Raw genomic sequence first — 20,321 nt, forward strand, 5'->3', positions numbered from 1 at the left:
CGCAAGTTGCTGCCGCCCTCGGCGGACGCTCAATAGATCTCGGGTTCGCCCGGCAGGCGGTGCTTGAAGCGCTTGTGCACCCAGTAGTACTCAGGCACGCGCGGGCGGATGCAGTCCTCGAAGAAGGCGTTCATGCGGCGCGTGTCGTCGGTGACGCTTTCGCCGGGGTAGTTGTCCCAGGCAGGCAGGATGCGCAGCACGTAGCCCTGGTAGTCGGGCAGCATCTCGGTGTAGATCGGCACCACCTTGGCGCCGGTCAGGCGCGCCAGCCGCGACACCGAGGTCAGCGTCAGCGCCTGCACGCCGAAGAACGGCACGAATTCCGAGTCGCGTTCGCCGAAGTCCATGTCGGCGATCAGCTGCAGCGCTTCGCCCTTCTTCAGGCAGCGCAGGATGTCGCGCGCACTGTCGTTGCGCGAAATCATGTTGGCGCCGAAGCGGCCGCGCGCGTGCTTGAGGAAGCCATCGAACAGGTCGTTCTTCTGCTTCGTGTACAGCGAGGCGCCGGAACGTCCCACGTGCTCGCGCAGGTGGATGGTCAGCCGGATCGCGCCGGCCTCGACGCCCGACAGGTGCAGCGTGACCAGGATATGCGGCGTGCCATCGAGCGACACCAGGTCGGCCTGGTCGTCGATCTGCACCCAGCGGCGCATCTGCGCTTCGCTGCCGGTCCAGAAGATGCCGCGCTCGGCAAAGCTGCGGAACACGGTGCGGAAGCTCTGGCGCGACAGCGCGTCGATCTCGGCCTCGGTCTTGTCCGGGAAGCACAGGCGCAGGTTGGCCTGCACCACGCGGCGGCGTTCGCTGGGGATCAGGTAGAGCAGGCTGCCCAGCCCTTCGCCGAAGCGGGCAACGAACGGATATGGCAATTTGCCCAGCACCGTCAGCAGGCCGATGCCGAGCCAGGTGAACACGCGGCTCATGAAATCGATTGGTCAGTGGTCGGCTCGGTGCTGCGGCTGGCGGCGGCGGGCCCCTTGTAGCGGCTGTACCCCCACAGGTACTGGGTGGGACACTGCCTCACCAGGATCTCGACGGCCTGGTTGATCACCGCGGCCGCTTCGGCCGGGTCGTCCGGCAGCATGCCGCCCTCATTGAGCACATGCAGGTGGGCGCGATAGCCCGCGCCCTTCGGCAGCCGCTCCGCAAAGACCGCGACCACCGGCGCGCCGGTCAGCTGCTGCAGCCGGTGCACCAGCGCCATGGTGTAGGCCGGCTTGCCGAAGAACGGCGCCCAGTTGCCCTCGCCGCCGCTGGGTACCTGGTCCGGCAGGATACCCACCGCCTGGCCGCGCTTGAGCGCCTTGACCAGCATGCGCACGCCGCGCGGCGTGGCGGGCGCCATGTGCATATTGGGCCGGGTGCGCATCTTTTCGATCCAGTCGCGCAGCCAGGGCTGGTGTGGCGGCTTGAACAGCGCCGTGACCGGGCGCACCAGCGCGTGGGACTGCGGCAGCACTTCAAAGCAGCCCAGATGCGGCGTCAGGATGATGAGGCCCTTGCCGCGGGCCTGCAGCTTTTCCAGTTCCGGCCACATGTAGTCGTCGAAGCCATGCAGCCGCGCGCCGATGGTCTTGCGGCTCCAGAAATAAGGCATCTCGATCATCATGCGCCCGGCGGAGCGGGCGGCTTCATCGATCATCGCCTGCGTAGCGTCGGGGAACGCCAGGCGGAAATTTTCGCTCAGGCGCTGGCCGTAGCGGCCGGGCAGCCGTGCCGCCAGCAGTCCGAGCGCGCCGCCGGCGGCCTGCAGCAAGCGCAGCGGGAAACGGGAGATCAGCCAGAAAAGAAAGGTCATCGGGCGTGGGATTGCAGTCCGGGCTGCAACAGGTCAAAACCGGCGTTTTCCCGGCGCGGCATTCAGTTCCGCACCGGCTTGCCGTAATCCGGGCAAACGGCATGCCGTGGCGGCAGCGTGTTGCGTCGGCGCCCTTGGCGCGCTGCAACGAGCCCGGCAGGCGCGTATAATAGCGTGTATCGCCGAGTTAACTGACAACTTGCGGGGCGATGCGGCTCTAACCGGGCCGTCTTAAATACCGCTAAAGCGTCGCCGCCATGAACCCGACCGGGTGGCACGCAATAGCCAACCTGGAGAATAAGTTCGTGGCAAACGACTTCCTTTTTACTTCGGAATCGGTTTCCGAAGGCCATCCCGACAAGGTCGCCGACCAGATTTCCGACGCGGTCCTGGACGCCATCCTGGCGCAGGACAAGTACGCGCGTGTGGCTGCCGAGACGCTTTGCAACACCGGCCTGGTGGTGCTGGCAGGGGAAATCACCACGACCGCCAACGTCGACTACATCCAGATCGCGCGCGACACGATCAAGCGCATCGGCTACGACAACACCGATTACGGCATCGATTACAAGGGCTGCGCCGTGCTGGTCGCCTATGACAAGCAGTCGCCGGACATCGCCCAGGGCGTGGACCGTGCCTCGGATGATTACCTGAACCAGGGTGCCGGCGACCAGGGCCTGATGTTCGGCTACGCCTGCGACGAGACGCCGGAGCTGATGCCGTTCCCGATTTACTACGCGCACCGCCTGGTTGAACGCCAGTCGCTGCTGCGCCGCGACGGCCGCCTGCCGTGGTTGCGTCCGGACGCCAAGTCGCAGGTGACGGTGCGTTACGTTGACGGCAAGCCGCACAGCGTGGATACCGTGGTGCTGTCGACGCAGCATTCGCCGGATATCACCCAGGCGCAGATCCGTGAAGCGGTGATCGAAGAGATCATCAAGCCGGTGCTGCCGGCCGAGATGCTGAAGGAAACCAAGTATCTGGTGAACCCGACCGGGCGTTTCGTGATCGGCGGCCCGCAGGGCGACTGCGGCCTGACCGGGCGGAAGATCATTGTTGATACCTATGGTGGCGCTTCGCCGCATGGTGGTGGGGCGTTTTCGGGCAAGGATCCGTCCAAGGTTGATCGTTCGGCTGCGTATGCGGCGCGCTATGTGGCCAAGAACGTGGTGGCTTCGGGGCTGGCGCGGCAATGCCAGGTGCAGGTGAGCTATGCCATCGGCGTGGCGCGTCCGATCAACGTGACGGTCTACACGGAAGGTACCGGCAAGATTCCGGACGCCAAGATTGCGGAGCTGGTGCAGGAGCATTTTGACCTGCGGCCAAAGGGTATTGTGCAGATGCTGGATCTGCTGCGGCCGATTTATGAGAAGACTGCGGCCTACGGTCACTTCGGGCGTGAAGAGCCGGAGTTTTCGTGGGAGGCTACGGATAAGGCGGCTGCGTTGCGGGCTGCTGCTGGACTGTAAGTGGTATTTCGGGGGCCGGACCTCTGGACTCCGGCACTTCTGGCTTCGGCAAGCCCCGCTGGCCCGCAAGGGTTGGTGGGGTTTTTTGTTTTCTGGTGGTCGGTTGTTGTCGGCTGTTTTGGCGCCCGCTGTCGCTGTTGGTGACATGCTGTCGGCCGTTGAACCGCCTGGTTCCGCCCTCGGCTGGCTATCAATTCATCGGCGTGGGTGGTTCGGGCGGTGGTGATTTCCGTTCGATGTGGGTGGTGGTTCGGACCTGCTACGCCAGGTGAGTTTGGGATGGTGGCTGCGTTAATCCACTATTGGACGATCCCCATGCAGGGCGTAGGCCGCCTGCTGCCGGCGTCCCCGCGTTGACGCCGTCAGCAGGGGCCACGCCCAGCTCTGGGCTCGTTCAACAATCGCGTCAGCAGCAACAGCAACGCTCCCGAACACGAACCGCAGAGGGGTAAGCGCCCAAGAGCGCCTCAATCTCCACCTCCAACACAGAGAGTAAAATCCACACGAACCATATATACCTTCCCGGGGCACCGCCCAAGAGGACAGCCATGCCTGAAGCAACCGCCCTTACTCCCGCCACCGCGCCGACCCGCTCCGCGTCGGGAGGCAACCTCGACCTGATCCGCCCACAGCCCTACACCACGTGGGCCCCCCAGGTCACCCCCGAGGAACGCGCGACCCTGCGTCGCGAGCTGGAGCAGGGTGCGGTACTGTATTTCCCCAACCTGAAGTTCCACTTCGAACCCGGCGAGGAACGCTTCCTCGACGCCCGTTATTCCGACGGCAAATCCAAGAACATCAACCTCCGTGCCAACGACACCGCCGTGCGCGGCGCGCAGGGCACCCAGCAGGACCTGTCCGACCTGTACAAGCTGATCCGCCGCTACGCCGAGAGCAGCGAGTCGCTGATCCGCACGCTGTTCCCGGAATACATCCCCCACATGACCCGCGCCGGCACCTCGCTGCGTCCCAGCGAGATCGCCGGCCGCCCGGTCAGCTGGCGCAAGGACGACACCCGCCTGCACGTCGATTCCTTCCCCTCCAACCCGATGCTGGGCAAGCGCCTGCTGCGCGTGTTCCACAACATCGACCCCGCCGCGCCGCGCGTATGGCGCGTGGGCGAGCCGTTCGGCGATTTCGCGCAGAAATTTGTCCCGAAGACCCACGGCATGTGGCCAGGCCAGGCGGCGCTGATGAAGCTGCTGCACATCACCAAGCGCAAACGCTCGGAATACGACCACCGCATGCTGCAGCTGCACGACCTGGCCAAGGCCGACCTGGACTACCAGCGCGACGTGCCGCAGCAGGAATTCCACTTCCCGCCCGGTTCGACCTGGATCGTGTTCAGCGACCAGTTGCTGCACGCCGCCATGCGCGGGCGCGCGATGATGGAGCAGACCATCTACCTCGCGCCGCAGGCGATTTCCGACCACACGCACTCGCCCGAGGCGGTGCTGGCGCGCATGCTCGGACGGCCGATGCTGGTGTCCTGAGCGGCTGACCTCAGCGCAACAGCAGCTTCAGCATCGACGCAAAAGTCTTGCCGTAAGGCGGCTTGAGCAGGCCGGCGCCGTTCAGGCCGGCCTGGTGGAACACCGGCTTGAGCTTGGAGAAGGTCTCGAAGCCGGCCTTGCCGTGGTAGACGCCCATGCCGCTGGCGCCGACGCCCCCGAACGGCAGGTTGTCCTGTGCGATGTGGAACAGCGTGTCGTTGACCGTGACGCCCCCGGCGACGGTCTGGCGCATCACATGGCCGATGGTGTGGCGGTCGCGCTCGAACAAATACAGCGCCAGCGGCCGTGGCCGGGCGTTGATGAAGTCGAGCGCCTGGTCGATCGTCTGGTACGTCACCACCGGCAGCACCGGCCCGAAGATTTCCTCGCGCATCGCCGTGGCGCTTTCCGGCACGTCCAGCAGCAGCGTCGGCGTCATGCGCCGTGCGGCCGCGTCGGGGCCGGCATCCGATAGCGGCACCACGCGCGCGCCTTGCGCCGCGGCATCGTCGACCAGCCCTTGCAAGCGCGTGAAGTGGCGCGGGCTGATGATGCTGGTGTAGTCGGGATTGCGCGCCAGGTCGGGGTAGAGGCGGTCCACGCACGCGCGCATTGCCTGCACCAGCGGCTCGCGCAGGTCATCGGGCACCAGCACGTAGTCCGGCGCGATGCAGGTCTGCCCCGCGTTCATCAGCTTCCCGACCAGGATGCGCTCCACGGCGCGCGTCAGATCCGCGCCCGGCCCGACGATGGCGGGCGACTTGCCGCCCAGTTCCAGCGTGACCGGCGTGAGGTTGGCCGCGGCAGCGCGCATCACATGATGACCGACCGCGGTCGAGCCCGTGAACAGGAGGTGATCGAACGGCAGCGCGGTAAAGGCGCTGGCCACTTCGGCGTCGCCGTTGACGATCACGATCTCGTCCGGCGCAAATTCCGCCTGCACCAGTTCGGCGAGCAGCGCGGCAAAGCGCGGCGTGTATTCCGACAGCTTGACCATGGCACGGTTGCCCGCGGCCAGCGCGCCGGCGAGCGGGCCCACCGTCAGGTACAGCGGGTAGTTCCACGGCACCACGATGCCGACCACGCCCAGCGGCTGCGGCAGCAACCGCGAGCGCCCGGGGCGGAACCAGAAACCGGTGGCAACGCGGCGCTCGCGCATCCAGCGCTTGCCGTGGCGCAGGCCGTCGTCGATCGCGGCCAGGCTCGGGAACATTTCCAGCAGCGCGGTTTCCTGGCGCGGCCGGTTGCCGAAGTCGTCGTGGATGGCCTGGGCGATGCGTTCGTGGTTCTGGGCCAGCAGGCGGCGCAGGCGCTCCAGCCGGTCGGCCCGCATCGTCCATGGCGGCAACTGGTCACGCCGCGAGGCGGCGTGCATGGCGCCAAACACGGACGAGATATCGGGGACTTCACGCATCGGTGGCGCTCCTGGGCGGTTGGGCGGGCAAGCTGGCTTGCCGATGGATCCGGCGCGGATGCGGGCGGTTGCCCCGCGATCGCGTCGCATTTGTTGCGCATTCCGGCGCGTTCAAGTGCATTCTCCCGCGCAAGATAAGCCAGCATGCTGGCCGAGGCAATGGAGGGATCCTCCCAGGCCGGCATTTCAAGCGCCCGCCGCACCGCCGCACGAGAGCGCGCCGCCCTTCACCTCCGTTCCGCCTAGCGCCTACACTGAATCTCACAGCTTGCCATCCGCCGGACGGACAGGGCACGCGCGGCCGGCGCGGCGCCCGGCTCACGCGCGCCGCCTGCGGACACGCGGGGAGACAGATGGAAACCACCTACGATTACGTCATCGTCGGCGCGGGATCGGCGGGCTGTGCGCTGGCCGGACGGCTGGCCGACAGCGGGGACGACACCATTGCCCTGGTCGAGGCCGGCCAGCACGACCACCATGTGCTGGTACGCACACCCGCCGCGTGCGCCGCCATGCTGCCGCGCGCCGGCGCACGCAACTACGCCTACCAAACCGTGCCGCAGCCGGGACTGAACGGCCGCCGTGGCTACCAGCCGCGCGGACGCGGCCTGGGCGGCAGCTCGTCGATCAACGCAATGATCTACACGCGCGGGCGGCCTGCCGACTACGACGACTGGGCCGCCGCCGGCTGTGACGGCTGGTCATGGGACGACGTGCTGCCGTATTTCCGCCGCGCGGAATGCAATGAACGCCTGGCCGGCAGCGACGACGACCCGCTGCACGGCGGCAATGGCCCGCTCCATGTGTCGGACCTGCGCACGCCCAATCCCTTCGCCGAGCGCTTTATCGAGGCGGCGCAGCAGGCGGGCTACCTGCGCAACGACGACTTCAACGGCGAAGAGCAGGAGGGCGTGGGCTGGTACCAGGTCACGCAGCATGCCGGCGAGCGCTGGAACGCGGCGCGCGCCTACCTGCATGGCGGCAATACGCGCGACAAGGCCTGCAACGGCGGGCGCGCGCGCCTGCAGGTGCTGACCGGCACGCAGGCGCTGCGCATCGTCTTCGAGGGCCGCCATGCGGCCGGCGTGCTGGTCGCGCGCGACGGCCGCCAGCAATTGCTGCGCGCGCGCCGCGACGTGATCGTCTGCGCCGGCACCTTCGGCTCGCCGCAATTGCTGCTGGTCTCCGGCGTGGGTCCGGCGGCGCAGCTGCGCGAGCTGGGCATCGACGTGGTTCACGACCTGCCCGGCGTGGGCGCCAACCTGCAGGACCATCTCGACGTCATCCTGCACAAGCGCGTGGCGGCGCCCGAGTTGTTCGGCGTGTCGTTCAGCGGATTGATGACCTTGCTGTCGGAAATCCTGCGCTACCGGCGCGAGCGCACCGGCATGCTGTCGAGCAACTTCGCCGAGGCCGGTGGCTTTCTCCGCAGCCGCCCTGAGCTGGCCGAGCCCGACCTGCAGCTGCATTTTGTCGTCGGCATGGCCGACAACCACATGCGCCGGCTCAACTTCGGCCACGGCTATTCGTGCCACGTGTGCGTGCTGCGCCCGCGCAGCCGCGGCGAGGTGCGGCTGGCGTCGGCCGATATCCGCGAGGCGCCGCTGATCGACCCGCGCTACCTCAGCGATGTGCGCGACCTCGACGACATGGTCGCCGGCGTGCGCATCGTGCGCCGGATCTTCGCGCAGCCGCAGCTGGCCAGCTTCGGCGGGCGCGAGCTGTACTCCGCGCACCTGCGTGCCGACGGCAGCGACGATGCCGACGTGCGCGAGATGATCCGCGCGCGTGCCGACACCATCTATCACCCCGTGGGCACCTGCCGCATGGGCATGGACGCGCTGGCGGTAGTTGACCCGCAGTTGCGCGTGCGCGGCGTGGAAGGGCTGCGCGTGGTCGATGCCTCGGTGATGCCGACGCTGGTCGGTGGCAACATCAACGCGCCCGCGATCATGATCGGCGAGCGCGCGCATGACCTGATCCGCTACGCGCCGCGGGTGATGCTGCGCGTGCTGGAGTCGATGGAGGCGTGACGCGAGCGTTGCGTACGTGCGCGGCTAGCCTTCGAAGCCGCGCGACGCCACGCGCTTCAGCAGTTCGGCCTCCGCATCCAGCGTGCCGAACACGCGCCCGTGCTGGCGCCCGAGCCGGCTGGCGACAAACAGCTCCGCATTCTCCGCATCGGCATGCGCCAGCATCAGCGCCGCCTGCGCGGTCAGCACCAGCCCCTGCGCAAAGCGGCGCGCATTGGCTTCCAGGTGCTCCGGCGCCTCGCGCAGCAGCGCCTGCAGCGACGCCAGTTCCGCGCGCACCGCGGGATGGCCGCCGGCGCGGCGCTGCAGGTCCTGCAGCAGGCGCGCACCGTCGTCGGGGTTGCGCTGGATCGCGCGCAGCACGTCCAGGCACATGATGTTGCCCGAGCCTTCCCAGATCGAGTTGACCGGCGCTTCGCGGTACAGCCGCGCCATCGGGCTTTCTTCCACGTAGCCGTTGCCGCCCCAGACTTCCATCGCCTCGCCGGTGGCCTCGATGGCGCGCTTGCAGATCCAGAACTTGGCCGCGGGCGTGACCACGCGCTTCCACGCGGCGGCGAGCGGGTCGGGGTTGTCGCCCTCGGCATGCTCGAAGGCGTGGCCCAGTTCCATCATCAGCAGCGAGGCCGCCTCGGATTCCAGCGCCAGGTCCGCCAGCACATTGCGCATCAGCGGCTGGTCGGCCAGCAGGCGGCCGAAGGCGCTGCGATGGCGCGTATGGTGCAGCGCCTGCACGAAGGCCGCGCGCAGGATGGCCGAGCTGCCGATCACGCAGTCGAGCCGCGTATTGGTCGCCATCTCGATGATGGTGGGGATGCCGCGCCCTTCCTCGCCGATCAGGATGCCGGTGGCGTCGCGGAACTCGACCTCGCTGCTGGAGTTGGAGCGGTTGCCGAGCTTGTCCTTCAGGCGCTGGATCTGGATCGGGTTCTTGCTGCCGTCGTCGCGCAAGCGCGGCACGAAGAAGCACGACAGCGGGCCGTCTTCGGCGCCCATGCGCGCCACCACCAGGTGCGCGTCGCACATCGGCGCCGAGAAAAACCACTTGTGCCCGGTCAGCGCGTACTCCGCGCCGCGCCCTTCGCCACGTACGGCGCGCGCCACGGTGGTGTTGGCGCGCACGTCCGAGCCGCCCTGTTTCTCCGTCATGCCCATGCCGATCATGATCGCGGTCTTGTCGCGCCAGGGCAGGTCGCGCGCATCATGCTCGCTCGCATACAGGCGCGGCTCCAGCTCGGCGAACAGCGCGGCTTCCTTGCGCAGCACCGGAATGCTGGCGAAGGTCATCGTGGTCGGGCACAGCGAGCCCGACTCAACCTGCGCCTGCAGGAAATAGCCCGCGGTGCGCGCGCTCCACGCGCCCGCGCGCGGCTGCGCGAAGGGGAGGGCCTGCAGTTGCTGGCTGCGCAGCAGCGACAGCAGTGCGTGCCAGCTCGGGTGGAACTCCACGAAATCGATGCGCTCGCCGGTGCGGCTGTGCGTGTGCAGCTCGGGCGTATGGCGGTTGGCGTCGGCGGCCCATTGCTGCACTTCCGGCTCGCCCAGCCGCGCGCCGAACTGCCCCAGCGCCTCGGCATGCCAGCCGCCGCCAAGCCGCTCCAGCGCGGCGCTGACGATGGGATCGCAGCCGAAGAGGTTGTAGTGCGCAAGGTCCGGCACCTGGTTGAAGACACGGTGCGTGGCGGCGTCGGTCATTTTGGGATGTCTCCTGGATCGGTTCGATGCTTGCCGTTTGCTTTGCATGGTAGAGCACCTGACACGCGTTTGAGTGCATGCTCGGCCGCTTGATGCCTGTTTTTGCGCTGCACCATGCGCGATTCGATACCTATGCGCACAGGTGTGGCACCACAAACGACGGGGAACTGGCACTGGCGCCCACCGGTGCTCTGTGCTTAAATTCACCCCGTTGGATGAAACAGGGGTGCCGTACGGATGGGCCGTGCGAGCTGAGAGAGTCCCTTCGAACCCGATCCGGTTAGTACCGGCGTGGGAAGTTTCTAGCAAGACCAAACGCTCTTGTCCCTCCGGGACTCGCCTCCAGGCCCCAGGCCACGGCGGCGCTCACAGGGCTCCTGGTTTCGTCCACCCCGCAAGAGAGAGGACGACACCCATGGCCCGTACTGCCCCCGCTGCTTCCTTCGAATCGCTCGAGAGCGATCTCGACCAGAAATTCGCCTACCCGGCTTCCAGCAAGACCTACATTAACGGCAGCCGTCCGGACATCCGTGTGCCGATGCGCACGATCCTGCAGACGTCCACGCGTACCGAGAAGGGCGATATGCCCAATCCGCCGATCCCGGTGTACGACACCTCGGGCCCGTACAGCGACCCGGACGTGCATATCGACCTGAAGGCCGGCCTGCCGGCGCTGCGCGCGAAGTGGATCGATGAGCGCGGCGATACCGAAGTACTGCCTGGCCTGTCGTCGGAATACGGCCGCGACCGCGCCAACGACCCGGCCACCGCGCACCTGCGCTTCGCCCAGCTGACCAATCCGCGCCGCGCCAAGGCCGGTGCCAACGTGTCGCAGATGCACTATGCGCGCCGCGGCATCATCACGCCTGAAATGGAATACGTGGCGCTGCGCGAGTCGCTGAACCTGCAGGCGCTGTACGACAAGCCGGAATACAAGGCGCTGCTGCGCCAGCACCCGGGCAACGCGCTGGGCGCGGGCCTGCCGCTGCGTCCGGAAGACATCACGCCGGAATTCGTGCGCCAGGAAATCGCCTCGGGCCGCGCGATCATTCCCGCCAACATCAACCACACCGAGCTGGAGCCGATGGCGATCGGGCGCAATTTCCGCGTCAAGATCAACGGCAACCTGGGCAACTCCGCCGTGACCTCGTCGCTGGCCGAGGAAGTGGAAAAGATGGTGTGGTCGATCCGCTGGGGCGCCGACACCATCATGGACCTGTCGACCGGCAAGCACATCCACGAAACCCGTGAATGGATCCTGCGCAACTCGCCGGTGCCCATCGGCACGGTGCCGATCTACCAGGCGCTGGACAAGACCGGCGGCATCGCCGAGGACCTGACCTGGGAGATGTTCCGCGACACGCTGATCGAGCAGGCGGAGCAGGGCGTGGACTACTTCACCATCCACGCCGGCGTGCTGCTGCGCTACGTGCCGCTGACCGCCGACCGCGTTACCGGTATCGTCTCGCGTGGCGGCTCGATCATGGCCAAGTGGTGCCTGGCGCATCACAAGGAAAACTTCCTGTACACGCACTTCGACGAGATCTGCGAGATCATGAAGGCGTACGACGTGTCGTTCAGCCTCGGCGACGGCCTGCGTCCGGGTTGCATCGCCGACTCGAACGACGACGCCCAGTTCGGCGAGCTGCGCACGCTCGGCGAGCTGACCGCCAAGGCATGGAAGCACGACGTGCAGGTCATGATCGAAGGCCCGGGCCACGTGCCGCTGCAGCGCATCCAGGCCAATATGGATGAAGAGCTGAAGCACTGCTACGAGGCGCCGTTCTATACGCTGGGGCCGCTGGTGACGGACATCGCCCCCGGCTACGACCACATCACCAGCGGCATCGGCGCGGCCAATATCGGCTGGATGGGTACGGCCATGCTGTGCTACGTCACGCCCAAGGAGCACCTGGGCCTGCCGGACAAGGAAGACGTGCGCGAAGGCATCATCACCTACAAGATCGCCGCCCACGCCGCGGATCTTGCCAAGGGCTGGCCGGGCGCGCAGCTGCGCGACAACGCGCTGTCCAAGGCTCGCTTCGAGTTCCGCTGGGAAGACCAGTTCAACCTGGGCCTCGACCCGGAACGCGCGCGTTCGTACCACGACGCCACGCTGCCGGCCGAAGGCGCCAAGATCGCCCACTTCTGCTCGATGTGCGGGCCGAAGTTCTGCTCGATGAAGATCACGCAGGAAGTGCGCGACTACGCGGCATCGCTGCCCAAGGAGGCGCAGCAGGGCATGGAAGAAAAGTCGATCGAGTTCCTGAAGAAGGGCAGCAAGATCTACTCGTAAGGCAACGGCAGTACGGGCATGGCGTCGCAGACCGTGCCCGCGTTTGTTCCGCCGCCCGCGCAGCGCCCCGCGCGGCGGCCCTGACAACAAGGAGGCCGGTGCATAAGCATGCCCCGCATGCATAGGCCCGGCACAACATCCCTCATGACAGCAGTACAGTCGTTTGACGTCGCCATCCTCGGGGCCGGACTCGCCGGCCGCCTGGCCGCCTGGCAACTGGTGCGCAGCGGCGCCCGCGTGGCGCTGGTGGAGCGCGCCGGGCCGGACGGCGCGGGTTCGGCCGCCTACGTGGCCGCGGCCATGCTGGCGCCGCTGGCGGAGTCGGCCATCGCCGAGCGCCGCATCGTCGATCTGGGCATTGCCAGCGTCGACCTGTGGCGGGCGTGGCTGGCCGAACTGCCGGAGCCGGTCTTCTTCCAGGAGGATGGCACGCTGGTGGTCTGGCATGCGCGCGACCGCGGCGAGATGTCGTTGTTCACCAGCCGCATGCGCGCGGTGGCGCCGCCCGAGCTGGTGTCGCAGCGGCTGCGGGCGCTGGACGGCAAGGGCGTGGGCGAAGTCGAGCCGGCGCTGGCGGGCCGCTTTCCGCAGGGGCTGCTGCTGGCCGGAGAGGGCCAGCTCGACAACCGCGGTGCGCTGCGCGCGCTGCTGTCGTGCGCGGTCAGCGAGGGCGTGCATTGCGTCTGGGAAGCCGGCGAGGTGGAAGCCGGCACGCTGCCCACGCTGGGCATCCGCGCCGACGTGGTGCTGGATTGCCGCGGCCTGGGTGCGCGCACGGCGTGGCCGGCGCAGCCCGGCGGCACCACGCCCGGCCTGCGGGGCTTGCGTGGCGAAGTAGTGCGCGTGCATGCGCCCGACGTGAAGCTGCACCGGCCGGTGCGGCTGCTGCATCCGCGCTACCCGATCTATATTGCTCCCAAGCCCAACGACCTGTACGTGATCGGCGCGACCGAACTGGAAAGCGAGGACGATTCGCCGATGAGCGTGCGTTCCGCGCTGGAGCTGCTGTCGGCGGCGCATTCGCTGCATCCCGCTTTCGGCGAGGCGCGCGTGCTGGAGCTGAACGTGCAGCGCCGCCCCACGCGGCCCGACCACCTGCCGGCGATCCGCGTCGACCAGCAGGCGCGCGTGGTCCGCGTCAACGGCCTGTACCGCCACGGCTTCCTGATCGCCCCGGCAGTGACCGAGGCCGCGTGCGCGGTGGTGGGCGCGTTGCTCAAGGGCGATCCTGCCGCCCACGCCGTGCCTGCCGCGCTGCGCTGGCCCGGCATGATCGAGGCAGTGACGGAAGCGCCGGCGGCCGCGCTGCACGCGCGCACCGGGCTGCTGCACTAACGCAAGACTGACATGGAAATCCTGCTCAACGGCCGACCCCTCGCCCTTGCCGAATCCGCCACGCTGGCGGATGCGGTGACCGTGGCGAAGATCGCGCCCCCCTTTGCCGCGGCGGTCAACGGCCAGTTCGTGCCGCGCGCCGCGCATGCCAACACCCCCCTTGCGGCCGGCGACCGCATCGACCTCGTGCAACCCGTGACGGGAGGCTGACCCCATGACATTCGAACCTTCCGAAACCCTGCGCGACCCATTCGTGCTGTATGGCGAGTCGTTCGGCTCGCGCCTGCTGCTGGGCACCGCGCGCTATCCGTCGCCGGCCACGCTTGAAGCGGCCGTGCAGGCCTCCACGCCAGCGATGATCACCGTCGCGCTGCGCCGCCAGGGCGCGGTGGGCGACGGCGAGGGCGGCCAGGCGTTCTGGCAGATGCTCAAGGCGCTGAACGTGCCGGTGCTGCCCAACACCGCCGGCTGCTTCACCGCGCAGGAGGTCATCACCACCGCGATGATGGCGCGCGAGGTGTTCGAGACGCCGTGGATCAAGCTGGAGCTGATCGGCGACGACTACACGCTGCAGCCCGACACGCTCAACCTGCCCGCGGTGGCCGAGACCCTGATCCAGGAAGGTTTCAAGGTGCTGCCGTACTGCACCGAGGACCTGGTGCTGTGCCGCCGGCTGCTCGACGTCGGCTGCCAGGCGCTGATGCCTTGGGCCGCGCCGATCGGCACCGGCCGTGGCGCGGTCAATCCGCACGCGATGCGCGTGCTGCGCGAGCGCCTGCCGGATACGCCGCTGATCGTCGATGCCGGCCTGGGCCTGCCGTCGCACGCAGCGCAGGTGCTGGAGTGGGGCTACGACGGCGTGCTGCTCAACACCGCGGTGGCGCAGGCCGCCTACCCGGTCAACATGGCGCGCGCGTTCGCGCAGGCAGTCGAAGCCGGCCGCACCGCGTACCTCGCCGGCCCGATGCCCGAGCGCGAGGTGGCGCAGGCCAGCACGCCGGTGGTCGGCATGCCGTTCTGGCATGCGGAGGCGGAACAGCGGGAGCAGCGCGCATGACCCGCCGCCCCGTCCACGTTCCCAGCGACGGTCCGCTGCGCGCGGCGGTGCTCGAGCATTATGGCGAGACCTTCGGCATCGACGACAAGCCGTGGCAGGCCTGGCGCCTGGAAGACGCGCCTGAGCATCCCGGCGCGCACGATGTGCTGCTGTCCGACGGCGAAGCCACCGAAGAAACCATTGCGCGCGTTGCCGCCAGCGGCGCCACGCTGATCGAGACCGACCGCGAAGGCGGCCAGTGGATCGACACGGTGCGCTCGCCGATGGGCACCTGGGTGTTCTCGGTTGCCGCGGACAGCGACCAGCCGCATTCGGCCGCGTTCGTCGCGGTGCTGCTGGCGAGCCTCTCGCTGCATTTCCCCGCGCATGACGCATTGGCGCTGGCGCGCGCCTGGGCGCCGGGCTCGGCCGACTGGCCAGCGGATTTCGCGCGTTTCCCGCGCGTGCGCCATGCCGCGCTGGTGGCGCCGGAACAGGCCGTCGAGCCGTTCGCGCCATGCCCCGCGCTGGGACTGTACGTGGTGGTGCCGAGCGTCGAATGGATCGAGCGCCTGGCCCCGCTGAACGTGCCCACGGTGCAGCTGCGCTTCAAGTCCGACGATCCCGCCGCGGTGCGCGCCGAGATCGCGCGCGCGGCCAGGGCCATGCAGGGCTCGTCGTCGCGCCTGTTCATCAACGACCACTGGCAGGCGGCGATCGACTATCACGTTGCCAACGGCGCGCAGAGCGGTATCTACGGCATCCACCTCGGCCAGGAAGACCTCGACGACGCCGACCTCGACGCGATCCGCGCGTCCGGGCTGCGGCTGGGCGTATCCACGCACGGTTACGCCGAGATGCTGCGCGTCGCGGCGATCCGCCCGAGCTATCTGGCGCTCGGCGCGATCTTCCCGACCACGACCAAGGTAATGCCGACCCAGCCGCAAGGCATGGGCCGCTTCCGCGCGTATGCGAAGCTGATGCAGCCGGTGATCCCGTCGCTGGTCGGCATCGGTGGCGTCAACGCCACGAATATGCGCGAAGTGCTGGCCGTGGGCGTGGGCAGCGCCGCCGTGGTGCGCGCCGTCACCGAGGCCGACGACGTGCCGGCAGCCGTCGCCCACCTCGTCAGCCTGTTTCCGGCCGAGGCTCTCTGAGCCAGTGGTTTTTCTCCCCTCGCCCTTTGGGAAAGGGCCGGGGGAGAGCGGAGCGAACCACACCTGGTGAGGGCATCGCGTCACCAAGATTTGTGCGACATTCGCCCAGCCGCGGGAACCGGACCGGACCCCGCCGCTATGATGTTGGGCAGCATTCCCCGCCAACCATCCCGCATCGCGCACCATGTCGACCCAGCTCCCCGAAATCATCCCCGCCGCCCCCGGCACGCCCGAGAAGCCCTACTTCGGCATCGATGTCCCGCTGATGCGCTATTTCGGCCTGCAGCCGGAGGTGATCGAGGAGGGCTACTGCCGCACGCGCCTGCCGGCGCACCCGCAGCTGGTGAACAGCCGCGGCGACGTGCACGGCGGCACGCTGATGGCGACGCTGGACTTCACGCTGAGCGGTGCGGCACGCTCGCATGCGCCCACGGAAACGGGCGTGATCACCATCGACATGTCGACCCATTTCCTGGCCGCCGCGCGCGGCGAGCTGACGCTGGAAGCGCGCTGCCTGCGCCGCGGCGCGCGCATCGCCTTCTGCGAAGGCGAAGTGAAGGATGCGGCCGGCACCGTGGTGTGCGTGGCGCGGGCCGCGTTCAAGCTGGTGCCGCTGTCCAGCGGCGGCAACTGATTCCTGCCTGAAAAACCCGCCGCTCAGCCCAGCGCGCGCGGCGCGAAGGCGTGGTTCAGCGGGCCGTTGCCGCTGCCCAGCCGCAGTCCCGCGCCGGCCGCGATGGCCTGCGCCACATAGTCCAGTGCCTTGCCCGCCGCATCTTCCAGCGCATCGCCACGCGCCAGCTGCGACGCGATCGCCGCCGCCAGCGTGCAGCCGGTGCCGTGCAGGTTGCGGGTATCGACGCGCGGGTGCGTGAACACGCGCACGGTCCCGTCTTTCAGCATCAGCATGTCATCCAGCCCGCCGGCGATGCCGGCCGCGCCATCGTCTTCCAGGTGGCCGCCCTTGAGCAGCACGGCCGGGCAGCCCATTGCGATCAGGTCGGCGGCGGCCTGTTCCATGTCGGCGCGGCGCGCGATCCTGCGGCCCAGCAGGTAGGAGGCCTCGGGCAGGTTGGGCGTGACCAGCAGCGCGCGCGGGAACAGCAGCCGCACCATGGCCTGCGTGGTGGCGTCGTCGGACAGCGTCGCGCCCGAAGTCGAGATCATTACCGGATCCACCACCAGCTTGCGGATGCCATGCCGGTCCGCCGCCGCGGCCACGGCCTCGACGATGGCGGCGGTGCCCAGCATGCCGGTCTTGGCCGCGTCCACGCCGATATCGCCGGCCACCGCGTCGATCTGCGCGGCCACCATGTCGGCAGGAATAGCATGCACGCCGGTCACGCCCAGCGTGTTCTGCGCGGTGATCGCAGTGATCGCGCTCATGCCGAAGCAGCCCAGCGCGGAAAAGGTCTTCAGGTCGGCCTGGATGCCGGCGCCGCCGCCGGAGTCGGAGCCGGCGATGGTCAGGGTGCGGGGTGGCGTTGGGATCATCTGTGCGGAAATCAAGGAGGGGCCGGTGCGCAAGGCAGCCGGGCACGCTACAATACCGCCACTCCGAGGAGCGTTGCAACGGATGCGGTAGGCAAAAAGTGCTACCCCATGCATCCGCCAGGCTCGGACTGTCTTCAACGGCGCTCGCTGATCCGTGGTTCGCACGGAGGCGAGTCGACCTATCCGCCCGCTGCGCATGTGCCGCTGCCATGCCGCCGCCCGATTCCCCGATCTCGTCACCTGCGTGCCACTCTTCACCGGAGTGAAACATGAACGCCGTGACCGACCTGAAGCAAGACTACCTCGTCGCCGACATCAAGCTGGCCAGCTGGGGCCGCAAGGAAATCGCCATCGCCGAAACCGAGATGCCCGGCCTGATGGCGATCCGCGATGAATTCGCTGCCGCGCAGCCGCTCAAGGGCGCGCGCATCGCCGGCTCGCTGCACATGACGATCCAGACCGCCGTGCTGATCGAAACGCTCCAGGCGCTGGGCGCCGACGTGCGCTGGGCCTCGTGCAATATCTTCTCGACGCAGGACCACGCCGCCGCCGCCATCGCCGCGGGCGGCACGCCGGTGTTCGCCTTCAAGGGTGAATCGCTGAAGGAGTACTGGGACTTCACGCACCGCATCTTCGACTGGGCCGACGGCGGCACCCCCAACATGATCCTGGACGACGGCGGCGACGCCACGCTGCTGCTGCACCTGGGCGCCAAGGCCGAGAAGGATGCTTCGCTGATCGCCAACCCGGGCAGCGAGGAAGAAACCTACCTGTTCGCCGCGATCAAGGAAAAGCTGGCCAGGGATCCGAGCTGGTACAGCCGCAACCTGGCAGCTATCCGCGGCGTGACCGAGGAAACCACCACCGGCGTGCACCGCCTGTACCAGATGGCCCAGAAGGGCGAGCTGCGCTTCCCGGCGATCAATGTCAACGACTCCGTCACCAAGAGCAAGTTCGACAACCTGTACGGCTGCCGCGAATCGCTGGTGGACGGCATCAAGCGCGCCACCGACGTGATGATCGCCGGCAAGATCGCCATCGTGGCCGGCTACGGCGACGTGGGCAAGGGCAGCGCGCAGGCGCTGCGCGCGCTGTCGGCGCAGGTGTGGGTCACCGAGATCGACCCGATCTGCGCGCTGCAGGCCGCGATGGAAGGCTACCGCGTGGTGACCATGGACTACGCCGCCGAGCACGGCGATATCTTCGTCACCTGCACCGGCAATTACCACGTCATCACCCATGAGCACATGGCCAAGATGAAGGACCAGGCCATCGTCTGCAACATCGGCCACTTCGACAACGAGATCGACATCGCCTCGATCGAGAAGTACGAGTGGGACGAGATCAAGCCGCAGGTCGACCACGTGAAGTTCCCGGACGGGAAGAAGCTGATCATCCTGGCCAAGGGCCGCCTGGTGAACCTGGGCTGCGCCACCGGCCACCCGTCGTACGTGATGAGCAGCTCGTTCGCCAACCAGACCATCGCCCAGATCGAGCTCTGGCAGGAACGCGACAGCGGCAAGTACCCGGTCGGCGTCTACACGCTGCCCAAGCACCTGGACGAGAAGGTTGCGCGCCTGCAGCTGCGCAAGCTGAACGCGCAGCTGACCGAGCTGACCGAGCAGCAGGCCGCTTATATCGGCGTGAAGAAGGAAGGCCCGTACAAGGCGGATCACTACCGTTATTGATGCGCGCAGGAAGGTAGGAACTCCCCTCTCCCGCTTGCGGGAGAGGGGCCGGGGGTGAGGGGAGAAACCACCAACCAAGGAGCCGTCATGAGACTACTGGTCGTCTGGGTCATCAACGCTGTCGCGCTGTTCGTGCTGCCGTACATCATCCCGTCGATCCACATCAAGAGCTTCGGCTCGGCGATGCTGGCGGCACTGGTGCTGGGCCTGGTCAATACGCTGATCCGGCCGATCCTGGTGATCCTGACGCTGCCGGTCACGCTGCTGACGCTGGGGCTGTTTATCTTCGTCATCAACGCGCTGCTGTTCCTGTTTGTCGGCAACCTGCTGTCGGGCTTCACGGTCGGCGGCTTCTGGGCGGCCTTGCTGGGCTCCATCCTGTACAGCGTGATCTCGTGGCTGCTCGCCAGCCTGCTGCTGGGCAACCGCGACGACTGACCTCATTTCGCGCGCCGCGGCAACGCGGCGCGCCACCATCATGCAAGACCGCTACTTCAGCTTTGAATTCTTCCCGCCCAAGACGGCGGAGGGCACGGAGAAACTGCGCAACACGCGCGCGCAGCTGGCCCCGCTCAAGCCCAAGTACATCTCGGTGACGTTCGGCGCCGGCGGCACCACGCAGCAAGGCACGCTCGACGCCGTGCTGGAAATCCAGCGCGAAGGCATCGAGGCCGCGCCGCACCTGTCGTGCGTGGGCTCATCGCGCGAGAGCATCCGCGCGATCCTGCAGCAGTACCGCGACGGCGGCATCCGCCATATCGTCGCGCTGCGCGGCGACATGCCGTCGGGCATGGGCGAGATCGGCGAGTTCCGCTACGCCAACGAGCTGGTGGAGTTCATCCGTGCGGAGACCGGCGACTGGTTCAATATCGAAGTCGCGGCGTACCCGGAGTACCACCCGCAGGCGAAGTCGCCGCGCCATGACCTCGACAACTTCGTGCGCAAGGTCAGGGCCGGTGCCGACTCGGCGATCACGCAGTACTTCTACAACGCCGACGCGTACTTCCGCTTTGTCGACGATGTGCGCGCGCAGGGCGTGGAGGTGCCGATCGTGCCGGGCATCATGCCGATCACCAACTACTCGCAGCTGATGCGCTTCTCCGAGATGTGCGGTGCCGAAGTGCCGCGCTGGGTGGCCAAGCGGCTGGAGAGCTTCGGCGACGACCGCGAATCGATCCGCGCCTTCGGGCTGGACGTGGTCACCGCGCTGTGCGAGCGGCTGCTGGCCGCGGGCGTGCCGGGGCTGCATTTCTACACGCTCAACGCGGCCGGCGCGACCAAGGCGATCTGGCAGCGGCTGAAGCTGTAAGGAACCCGCTGAAAAGAGAGCGGTTTTGGGTGCTCCAAAGCGACTCGAGCTTGCCCAAGCAAGGTGTTCTCCCTCTCCCCTCACGGGCCTCACGGGGAGAGGGG

At 67.9% G+C, this 20,321-nt stretch carries 17 protein-coding genes and 2 riboswitches; of the genes, 12 read left to right on the forward strand and 5 right to left on the reverse strand.

The genetic code is table 11. The annotated features are described in order from the left end of the window. Positions 1-29: 29 nt before the first annotated feature. Together JTE92_RS13155 and JTE92_RS13160 are read right to left on the reverse strand one after the other, a co-directional pair. On the reverse strand, positions 30-923 hold the full coding sequence (locus JTE92_RS13155; RefSeq protein ID WP_063241142.1) for a lipid A biosynthesis lauroyl acyltransferase: 894 nt from the start codon (positions 921-923) through the stop codon (positions 30-32). Further along, entirely contained in the window at positions 920-1,798 is an 879-nt protein-coding gene (locus JTE92_RS13160; RefSeq protein ID WP_063241143.1) for a lysophospholipid acyltransferase family protein, read from the reverse strand. The genes JTE92_RS13155 and JTE92_RS13160 overlap by 4 nt, the downstream gene beginning before the upstream one ends. A gap of 305 nt (positions 1,799-2,103) precedes the next feature. Here JTE92_RS13160 and metK point away from each other — a divergent pair, with 305 nt between their 5' ends. Continuing rightward, entirely contained in the window at positions 2,104-3,267 is a 1,164-nt protein-coding gene (metK, locus tag JTE92_RS13165; protein ID WP_010813318.1) for a methionine adenosyltransferase, read from the forward strand. A 548-nt stretch (positions 3,268-3,815) separates the two neighbouring features. Further along, entirely contained in the window at positions 3,816-4,760 is a 945-nt protein-coding gene (gene kdoO, locus JTE92_RS13170) for a Kdo hydroxylase KdoO (protein WP_063241144.1), read from the forward strand. Positions 4,761-4,770: 10 nt separating this feature from the next. Here the strand turns inward: kdoO and JTE92_RS13175 are convergent, their stop codons facing one another. Further along, positions 4,771-6,174, reverse strand: coding sequence for a coniferyl aldehyde dehydrogenase (locus tag JTE92_RS13175; RefSeq protein ID WP_063241145.1), 1,404 nt, complete (start codon positions 6,172-6,174; stop codon positions 4,771-4,773). 353 nt (positions 6,175-6,527) lie between these two features. On the opposite strand from JTE92_RS13175, the gene JTE92_RS13180 reads away from it, so the two are divergent. After that, on the forward strand, positions 6,528-8,207 hold the full coding sequence (locus JTE92_RS13180) for a GMC family oxidoreductase (protein WP_063241146.1): 1,680 nt from the start codon (positions 6,528-6,530) through the stop codon (positions 8,205-8,207). A gap of 24 nt (positions 8,208-8,231) precedes the next feature. Here the strand turns inward: JTE92_RS13180 and JTE92_RS13185 are convergent, their stop codons facing one another. Beyond that, positions 8,232-9,902 carry an acyl-CoA dehydrogenase family protein gene (locus JTE92_RS13185; RefSeq protein WP_063241147.1) on the reverse strand — a complete coding sequence of 557 codons (1,671 nt, stop codon included), beginning with the start codon at positions 9,900-9,902 and terminating at the stop codon, positions 8,232-8,234. A gap of 212 nt (positions 9,903-10,114) precedes the next feature. Continuing rightward, positions 10,115-10,217: riboswitch (TPP riboswitch) on the forward strand. Positions 10,218-10,317: 100 nt separating this feature from the next. Here JTE92_RS13185 and thiC point away from each other — a divergent pair. The 6 genes from thiC to JTE92_RS13215 all read left to right on the forward strand — a co-directional run bounded on the left by thiC (position 10,318) and on the right by JTE92_RS13215 (position 16,360). Beyond that, on the forward strand, positions 10,318-12,198 hold the full coding sequence (thiC, locus tag JTE92_RS13190; protein ID WP_063241148.1) for a phosphomethylpyrimidine synthase ThiC: 1,881 nt from the start codon (positions 10,318-10,320) through the stop codon (positions 12,196-12,198). A 144-nt stretch (positions 12,199-12,342) separates the two neighbouring features. Then, on the forward strand, positions 12,343-13,533 hold the full coding sequence (locus JTE92_RS13195) for an FAD-dependent oxidoreductase (RefSeq protein ID WP_174544883.1): 1,191 nt from the start codon (positions 12,343-12,345) through the stop codon (positions 13,531-13,533). 12 nt (positions 13,534-13,545) lie between these two features. Next, positions 13,546-13,743, forward strand: a complete 198-nt coding sequence (thiS, locus tag JTE92_RS13200; RefSeq protein WP_063241150.1) for a sulfur carrier protein ThiS — start codon at positions 13,546-13,548, stop codon at positions 13,741-13,743. A gap of 4 nt (positions 13,744-13,747) precedes the next feature. Then, positions 13,748-14,590: a thiazole synthase gene (locus tag JTE92_RS13205; protein WP_063241151.1), complete on the forward strand. Its 843-nt coding sequence runs from the start codon at positions 13,748-13,750 to the stop codon at positions 14,588-14,590. Next, entirely contained in the window at positions 14,587-15,726 is a 1,140-nt protein-coding gene (locus JTE92_RS13210; protein ID WP_063241152.1) for a thiamine phosphate synthase, read from the forward strand. Before JTE92_RS13205 ends, JTE92_RS13210 begins: the two co-directional genes overlap by 4 nt. A gap of 184 nt (positions 15,727-15,910) precedes the next feature. Then, positions 15,911-16,360 carry a PaaI family thioesterase gene (locus tag JTE92_RS13215; RefSeq protein ID WP_063241153.1) on the forward strand — a complete coding sequence of 150 codons (450 nt, stop codon included), beginning with the start codon at positions 15,911-15,913 and terminating at the stop codon, positions 16,358-16,360. A gap of 23 nt (positions 16,361-16,383) precedes the next feature. On the opposite strand, the gene thiD is transcribed toward JTE92_RS13215, so the two are convergent. Beyond that, complete coding sequence (gene thiD / locus JTE92_RS13220) at positions 16,384-17,220, reverse strand: bifunctional hydroxymethylpyrimidine kinase/phosphomethylpyrimidine kinase (protein WP_063241154.1); 837 nt, start codon at positions 17,218-17,220, stop codon at positions 16,384-16,386. A 59-nt stretch (positions 17,221-17,279) separates the two neighbouring features. Further along, positions 17,280-17,373, forward strand: a riboswitch (S-adenosyl-L-homocysteine riboswitch). A gap of 116 nt (positions 17,374-17,489) precedes the next feature. Here thiD and ahcY point away from each other — a divergent pair. The 3 genes from ahcY (at position 17,490) to metF (ending at position 20,217) form a co-directional block, all read left to right on the forward strand. Further along, positions 17,490-18,908, forward strand: a complete 1,419-nt coding sequence (gene ahcY / locus JTE92_RS13225; protein ID WP_063241155.1) for an adenosylhomocysteinase — start codon at positions 17,490-17,492, stop codon at positions 18,906-18,908. Between the two features lie 87 nt (positions 18,909-18,995). Beyond that, positions 18,996-19,346 carry a phage holin family protein gene (locus JTE92_RS13230; RefSeq protein ID WP_063241156.1) on the forward strand — a complete coding sequence of 117 codons (351 nt, stop codon included), beginning with the start codon at positions 18,996-18,998 and terminating at the stop codon, positions 19,344-19,346. A gap of 40 nt (positions 19,347-19,386) precedes the next feature. Continuing rightward, entirely contained in the window at positions 19,387-20,217 is an 831-nt protein-coding gene (metF, locus tag JTE92_RS13235) for a methylenetetrahydrofolate reductase [NAD(P)H] (RefSeq protein WP_063241157.1), read from the forward strand. The last annotated feature ends 104 nt before the right edge of the window (positions 20,218-20,321 follow it).

The sequence above is a fragment of the Cupriavidus oxalaticus genome, from assembly GCF_016894385.1.
Taxonomy (GTDB): Bacteria; Pseudomonadota; Gammaproteobacteria; order Burkholderiales; family Burkholderiaceae; genus Cupriavidus; species Cupriavidus oxalaticus.